7 protein-coding genes are annotated in these 5,988 nt (G+C 64.9%); 4 read left to right on the forward strand and 3 right to left on the reverse strand.

The features are described from left to right. Positions 1-155: 155 nt before the first annotated feature. Positions 156-620, reverse strand: coding sequence for a nuclear transport factor 2 family protein (locus SPR01S_RS21360; protein ID WP_169803478.1), 465 nt, complete (start codon positions 618-620; stop codon positions 156-158). 156 nt (positions 621-776) lie between these two features. On the opposite strand from SPR01S_RS21360, the gene SPR01S_RS20285 reads away from it, so the two are divergent. Next, positions 777-1,205 carry a hypothetical protein gene (locus SPR01S_RS20285; protein WP_066593450.1) on the forward strand — a complete coding sequence of 143 codons (429 nt, stop codon included), beginning with the start codon at positions 777-779 and terminating at the stop codon, positions 1,203-1,205. Between the two features lie 12 nt (positions 1,206-1,217). Here the strand turns inward: SPR01S_RS20285 and SPR01S_RS22085 are convergent, their stop codons facing one another. Continuing rightward, positions 1,218-1,442 (reverse strand): hypothetical protein, encoded by a 225-nt coding sequence (locus tag SPR01S_RS22085; protein WP_245662142.1) that lies wholly within the window; start codon positions 1,440-1,442, stop codon positions 1,218-1,220. A 30-nt stretch (positions 1,443-1,472) separates the two neighbouring features. Continuing rightward, complete coding sequence (locus SPR01S_RS22090; RefSeq protein ID WP_245662143.1) at positions 1,473-1,808, reverse strand: hypothetical protein; 336 nt, start codon at positions 1,806-1,808, stop codon at positions 1,473-1,475. A 97-nt stretch (positions 1,809-1,905) separates the two neighbouring features. Here SPR01S_RS22090 and gyrB point away from each other — a divergent pair, with 97 nt between their 5' ends. The 3 genes from gyrB (at position 1,906) to SPR01S_RS20305 (ending at position 5,961) form a co-directional block, all read left to right on the forward strand. After that, positions 1,906-4,404 (forward strand): DNA topoisomerase (ATP-hydrolyzing) subunit B, encoded by a 2,499-nt coding sequence (gene gyrB / locus SPR01S_RS20295; protein ID WP_157082385.1) that lies wholly within the window; start codon positions 1,906-1,908, stop codon positions 4,402-4,404. A gap of 76 nt (positions 4,405-4,480) precedes the next feature. After that, on the forward strand, positions 4,481-5,224 hold the full coding sequence (locus SPR01S_RS20300) for a class I SAM-dependent methyltransferase (protein ID WP_066593460.1): 744 nt from the start codon (positions 4,481-4,483) through the stop codon (positions 5,222-5,224). Beyond that, entirely contained in the window at positions 5,221-5,961 is a 741-nt protein-coding gene (locus SPR01S_RS20305; protein WP_066593462.1) for a class I SAM-dependent methyltransferase, read from the forward strand. The genes SPR01S_RS20300 and SPR01S_RS20305 overlap by 4 nt, the downstream gene beginning before the upstream one ends. The last annotated feature ends 27 nt before the right edge of the window (positions 5,962-5,988 follow it).

A 5,988-nucleotide genomic window follows, 5' to 3' on the forward strand; every position in this document is an offset into this window, starting at 1 on the left:
CCCCTTCCAGGGAGGGGCCGGGGGTGGGTGCGCGCGTCTGCGCGCCTATCAAGACTCATCAGGCATCTGGCGAAACAGCGCCGGACGAGGCATCGAGCCTCGCCCGGCGCTTACCCACCCCTTAATCCCCTCCCTTGCAGGGAGGGGAAACCGTCCTAACTCCCCGCCGCCACCCGATTGGCATGCGTGTAGATCACTTGCCATTTGCCGCCGCGCTTCGCCCAGATGTCCGAGAAGCGGATGCGCACCGAATAGGGTTTGCCCTCCGACATGCCCTTCATCGTCACCGCGCCGCCCAGCACGGCGCCGTCGCTCCATACCTTGATCACCTGATCGTCGATCGCGAACGGCTCCATGGTGAAGCCCTTGGCGGTGTAATCGGCGATGAACTGCGCCTTGTCCTCGCGCTTGTCCTGGCTGTTGATCAGCAGATAATCGTCGGCGAGCAAGCGCTTGAGCGCCTCGGCGTCGCTCTTGACCTGGGCGAGGTCGAAATCCGCCGCCGCCTTGGCAAGATCGGCGGGAACGCCCGGATAGCTCGGCATCGGCTGCGCGGCCGGCGCGTTCGCCATGGCGGGTGCCGATACCGCAAGCGCAGCCGCGATTGCGATCCACTTCATTGTTCTCTCTCCCTTTTTAGTAACACACAGCCTAGTCCAACAGGTCGCGCTGGCAAGCGCCGGCGATTTTTGCGCCAGGTCGGACCGAACGCTTGGCGGGGATCGCGAAAGCGGCAAAGGTGATCGTCGGAAGGCCGTTTGCGACAGGGGGTAACGATGCGGGTGGCGATGATCCTGGCCGGTATAGCTGCAATGACGCCAGGCCATGCTTTGGCCGACGAATGGCGCCCGCTGAGCACCCAAAGCGATGGCACCCAGGTCGGCATTCTGCCCAAGTCGCTCCGTCAGGATGGCGACGTGATCAGCGCGATGCTGCGCTTAACGCCCAACGCCAAGCCGGCATGGGTAAGCCTGGTCAGCGTCAACTGCCTGCGCGGAACTGTCTTCTCCGCGCCGCTTCCGACATCGAGCGGGGCAAAGGTCGCTATCCAACCGTCCGCAAGCGCCTATCGTCCGATCCGCGACGGCAGCGTCGGTGCCGCGATGGCGGCCGCGGTCTGTTCATCGACTTTGCCGCCGGACATCAGCATCGGCGCGGTCGGCGGCGGCCCAACCACGTCGCTTCCGGTCGGCCGTCCGCGCTGACGCTCGCCTGCGTCAGCCCAGCGTATCGTACAGCCGCAGAATCCAGCTGAGATCGTAGGCCAGGTAGAGCGCCGCGAACAGCAAGTGGAAGCGGCGACTGCCGGTCCAGGCCGCGACCGCGCACAGGACGATGCCGGCCGCGATCCGCGCCGGATATTCGGAGCCGAGCGCACGGAAATGGTCCGCGCCCTTGATCGCGGTGTCGATCAGATCGGCGGCGAAGGTCGCCGCAAACAACCCGAAGAACCAGCGCCGCCGCGACAGGAACTAGGCTTCATAGGTGTCGTGCTCGGCAAGGTCGCCGGGAAACAACAGGCACGCCAGGACGAACCAGAGGAAGGCATAGAGGAGCAAGAACACGAACAGCTCGAACCGCCAGGCGCCGAGCGAGATCAGCGCGAATTCCCACCACCAGAAATGAATGATCGACAGCAGGATGACCGCGACCCACAGCAAGTGCGTCGCCGACACCGGATTGCGTCCCGGATGCTCGACCATCCGCGCCAGTCCCGACAGGATCCGGGTGAGCCCGAGCCCCAGGACGACGCCCACCAACACGCGGACGTGAAGGTAGAGTTCGTGCGGATCGGGCGGCTGGGCCATGGTGCGAGGGGACCATTCCCTGCAGCCATTTGCAAGGGGCGCGAACGGTCCCGCGCGACTCGCCATTTTGCTTCCGTTTTCGGGGGCGAATCCCTATATGCTCGCTATGGCAACACCCCCTCAGAATTCAGATTACGGCGCCGATTCGATCAAGGTCCTCAAAGGGCTCGACGCCGTCCGCAAACGTCCCGGCATGTATATCGGCGATACCGACGACGGTTCGGGTCTCCACCACATGGTGTTCGAGGTGTCCGACAACGCGATCGATGAGGCGTTGGCCGGCCATTGCGACCGTATCGACATCTCGTTGAACCCGGACGGATCGGTCAGCGTCACCGATAACGGCCGCGGCATCCCGACCGGCATCCATGCCGAGGAAGGCGTGTCGGCGGCCGAGGTCATCATGACCCAGCTCCATGCCGGCGGTAAGTTCGAGAACACGTCGGACGACAATGCGTACAAGGTTTCCGGCGGGCTGCACGGCGTCGGCGTGTCGGTGGTCAACGCGCTCAGCGAATGGCTCGACCTCACGATCTGGCGTGACGGCGAGGAGCATTACATGCGCTTCGCCCATGGTGACGCAGTCGCGCCGCTCAAGGTCGTCGGCAAGGCGAAGGAGGGCCAGAAGGGCACGCGCGTCACGTTCCTGCCGTCTCCCGCTACCTTCAAGATCACCGAATTCGACTTCGAAAAGCTCGAGCACCGCTATCGCGAGCTGGCTTTCCTCAATTCCGGCGTGCGGCTGTTCCTGACCGACGCGCGGCACGAGGACGTCAAGACGATCGAACTCTATTACGAAGGCGGCATCGCGGCGTTCGTGAAATATCTCGATCGCACCAAGGCGCCGCTGTTTCCCGAGCCGATCGCGATCTCGGGCAATCGCGACGATATCGGCATCGACGTCGCGCTCGAATGGAATGATTCCTATTACGAGAACGTCCTGTGCTTCACCAACAACATCCCGCAGCGTGACGGCGGCACCCATCTTGCCGCGTTCCGCTCGGCGCTGACCCGGACGCTCAACAATTACGCCGAGAAATCGGGTTTGATGAAGAAGGAGAAGGTCACTCTCCAGGGCGACGACATGCGCGAAGGGCTGACCGCGATCGTCTCGGTCAAATTGCCCGATCCCAAGTTCAGCTCGCAAACCAAGGACAAGCTCGTCTCGTCCGAAGTGCGCCAGCCGCTGGAAAGCCTGCTCGCCGACAAGATGGCCGAATGGCTGGAAGAGAATCCGGCCAATGCGCGGCAGATCATCCAGAAGGTGATCGACGCCGCCGCCGCGCGCGAAGCGGCACGCAAGGCACGCGAAGCCAGCCGCAAGTCGGTGCTGGGCGTGTCCAGCCTGCCGGGCAAGCTCGCCGATTGCCAGGAAAAGGACCCGGCCAAGTCCGAACTGTTCCTGGTCGAGGGCGATTCGGCCGGCGGTTCGGCCAAGCAGGGCCGCGACCGCCATTTCCAGGCGATCCTGCCGTTGCGCGGCAAGATCCTCAACGTCGAGCGCGCACGGTTCGACCGCATGCTGTCGTCGCGCGAGATCGGGACGTTGATCCAGGCGATGGGCACCGGCATCGGCCGCGACGACTTCAACCTCGAGAAACTGCGCTACCACAAGGTCGTGATCATGACCGACGCCGATGTCGACGGCGCGCATATCCGCACCTTGCTGCTGACCTTCTTCTATCGCCAGATGCCCGAGATCATCGAGGCCGGGCACCTCTTCATCGCGCAGCCGCCGCTGTACAAGGCGACGCGCGGGCGGTCCGAAGTCTATCTGAAGGACGAGGCCGCGCTGGAGGAATATCTGGTCGCGGCCGGTGTCGCGTCGAGTTCGCTCGACGGCGTCGGCAGCGGCGACGCGCTGCGCTCGCTGGTCGATCATGCGCGGCGCATGCGCTCGCTGATGCGGTTCGTACCGCGGCGCTACGACGCGAGCATCATCGAGGCGCTCGCTATGGACGGCGTGTTCGATCCCGAAGCCAGCCCGGCCCAGCGCGCGACGCGGCTGCAGGCGACCACGGTCAAGCTCGACGGCGGCGACCCCGAAGCAACCTGGACTGCGCAGCTGACCGAGGAAGGCTCGCTCCACTTCCAGCGGCTGTGGCGCGGGGTCACCGACCACCACGTGATCGAGGCGGCGTTCCTGGTCTCGGCCGAAGCGCGCAAGCTGCATGGCCTGGCGGCCGAGCAGGTCGACAGCTACGGCAGCGCGGTCAAGCTGGTGCCGAGCAAAGCTGCCGCCGCGGCGACCGCTGCCGAGGAAGCCGCCGCTGGGGTCGACGAGGATGAGGATCTTCCGGTCGTTGTGGGCAAGGGCGAGTCGCTGATCGCGCGGCCGTCGCAATTGCTCGAGGCGATCCTGGCGGCGGGGCGCAAGGGCCTGTCGATCCAGCGCTACAAGGGGCTGGGCGAGATGAACCCAGAGCAATTGTGGGAAACCACGCTCGATCCGACCAACCGGTCGATGCTGCGCGTCGCGATCGACCAGGCCGATGTCGCCGACGAGATTTTCACCCGATTGATGGGCGACGTGGTCGAGCCGCGCCGCGAATTCATCCAGGAGAATGCGCTGAGCGTCGCCAATCTCGACGTGTGACGCGCGACGGTCATTGAACCGTCGCCGGACAGGTCTAGATCACGGACGTAACGATAATCGTTGAAGGAGAGGGTCGATGCGCTTTGGGGTGATGTTGGCGGCAGCAGCCGCGGTCGCTGTGCCGGTCGGTGTGGTGGCGAAGTCTGACGTCTCGCCCGTGATCGCCAAGGCGCTGGCCGATCCGGCGCGCGCCGATCAGGCGGGCGACGATGCGCGTCGGCATGCAGCCGATGTCGTCGCTTTCTCTGGCGTGAAGCCCGGCTGGCAAGTGGTCGATTTCCTCCCCGGCCAGGGGTATTGGACGCGCATCTTCACCGGCGTGGTGGGGCCGAGCGGCCATGTCTATGCCTTGTGGCCGAGCGCGTCTGGCGAGCGCGCCAAGGCGACGGTCGAGGCGCTCAACGGCCGCAAGCTGGGCAATGTCACCGCCGCCGTTGATCCGGGATTGATCACGCTCGACAAGCCGGTCGACCTGGTGTGGACGGTGCAGAATTATCACGATCTGCCCAATGGTGGACGCGGCGAAGCGGCGCTCAATGCGTTCAACGCCGCGGTGTTCAAGGCGCTCAAGCCCGGTGGCACCTATGTCGTGATCGACCATGTCGCCCCGGCGGGCAGCGGGTTGAGCGACACCGAGACGCTGCACCGGATCGATCCCGCGATCGTCAAGAAGGAAGTGCTCGCCGCCGGCTTCACCTTCGCCGGCGAATCGAAGGCGCTGGCCAATCCCAAGGACGATCACACGCTCAAGGTATTCGACCCCGCGATCCGCGGTGTCACCGATCAGTTCGTCTACAAATTCCGGAAGCCGCTCAAGTGATCCGGGCCGGGTTGGCGGTGCTGCTGGGCGCCGCCGCGCTCGGCGGCTGCACGCAGAAATGGGACACCGGCAACACCGCCACCGCGGATACGCGGCTGGCACGCGACGTCGCGCTCGATGCGCGGCGTCACGGGCCGGAGATCGCCACCTTTGCCGGGGTGAAATCCGGCGACAAGGTGATCGACCTGATCCCGGGCGGCGGATATTGGACGCGCACCTTCGCCCGGATCGTCGGGCCTTCGGGCCATGTCTACGGCATCTGGCCCAAGCCTTACGCAATGGAAGCCGGGCGCGACGTCAAACGCTATGCCGCCGCCGCCGGTACGCCCGCCTTCGCCAATGTGTCGGCGAGCACCCAACCGGCGACCGGCCTGGCTGTGCCCGAAAAGGTCGACCTGGTCTTCACCTCGCAAAATTATCACGATTATCCCGACAAGTTCATGGGCTCGATCGACCCCGCCGTCCTCAACAAGGCGGTGTTCGACGCGCTCAAGCCAGGCGGCACCTACCTGATCATCGATCATGCCGCCGCGGCGGGATCGGGGATGCGCGATACGGACACGCTGCACCGGATCGATCCGGGGATCGTCAAGAAACAGGTGACCGCGGCGGGGTTCGTGTTCGACGGCGAGTCGAAGCTGCTGGCCAACGTAGGCGACGATCACAGCAAGCCGGTGTTCGACAAGTCGATCCGCGGGCATACGGACCAGTTCATTTACAAGTTTCGGAAGCCATAACCCCAAGCGTCATCCCGGCCTTGTCCC

This window comes from Sphingomonas pruni NBRC 15498, from assembly GCF_001598455.1.
GTDB lineage: Bacteria > Pseudomonadota > Alphaproteobacteria > Sphingomonadales > Sphingomonadaceae > Sphingomonas > Sphingomonas pruni.

Excerpts from the sequence above, each read along its gene's own strand:
- SPR01S_RS21360 (WP_169803478.1), bottom strand. The coding sequence starts at position 620 with ATGAAGTGGATCGCAATCGCGGCTGCGCTTGCGGTATCGGCACCCGCC.
- SPR01S_RS20285 (WP_066593450.1), top strand. The coding sequence starts at position 777 with ATGCGGGTGGCGATGATCCTGGCCGGTATAGCTGCAATGACGCCAGGC.
- SPR01S_RS22090 (WP_245662143.1), bottom strand. The coding sequence starts at position 1,808 with ATGGCCCAGCCGCCCGATCCGCACGAACTCTACCTTCACGTCCGCGTG.
- gyrB (WP_157082385.1), top strand. The coding sequence starts at position 1,906 with ATGCTCGCTATGGCAACACCCCCTCAGAATTCAGATTACGGCGCCGAT.
- SPR01S_RS20300 (WP_066593460.1), top strand. The coding sequence starts at position 4,481 with ATGCGCTTTGGGGTGATGTTGGCGGCAGCAGCCGCGGTCGCTGTGCCG.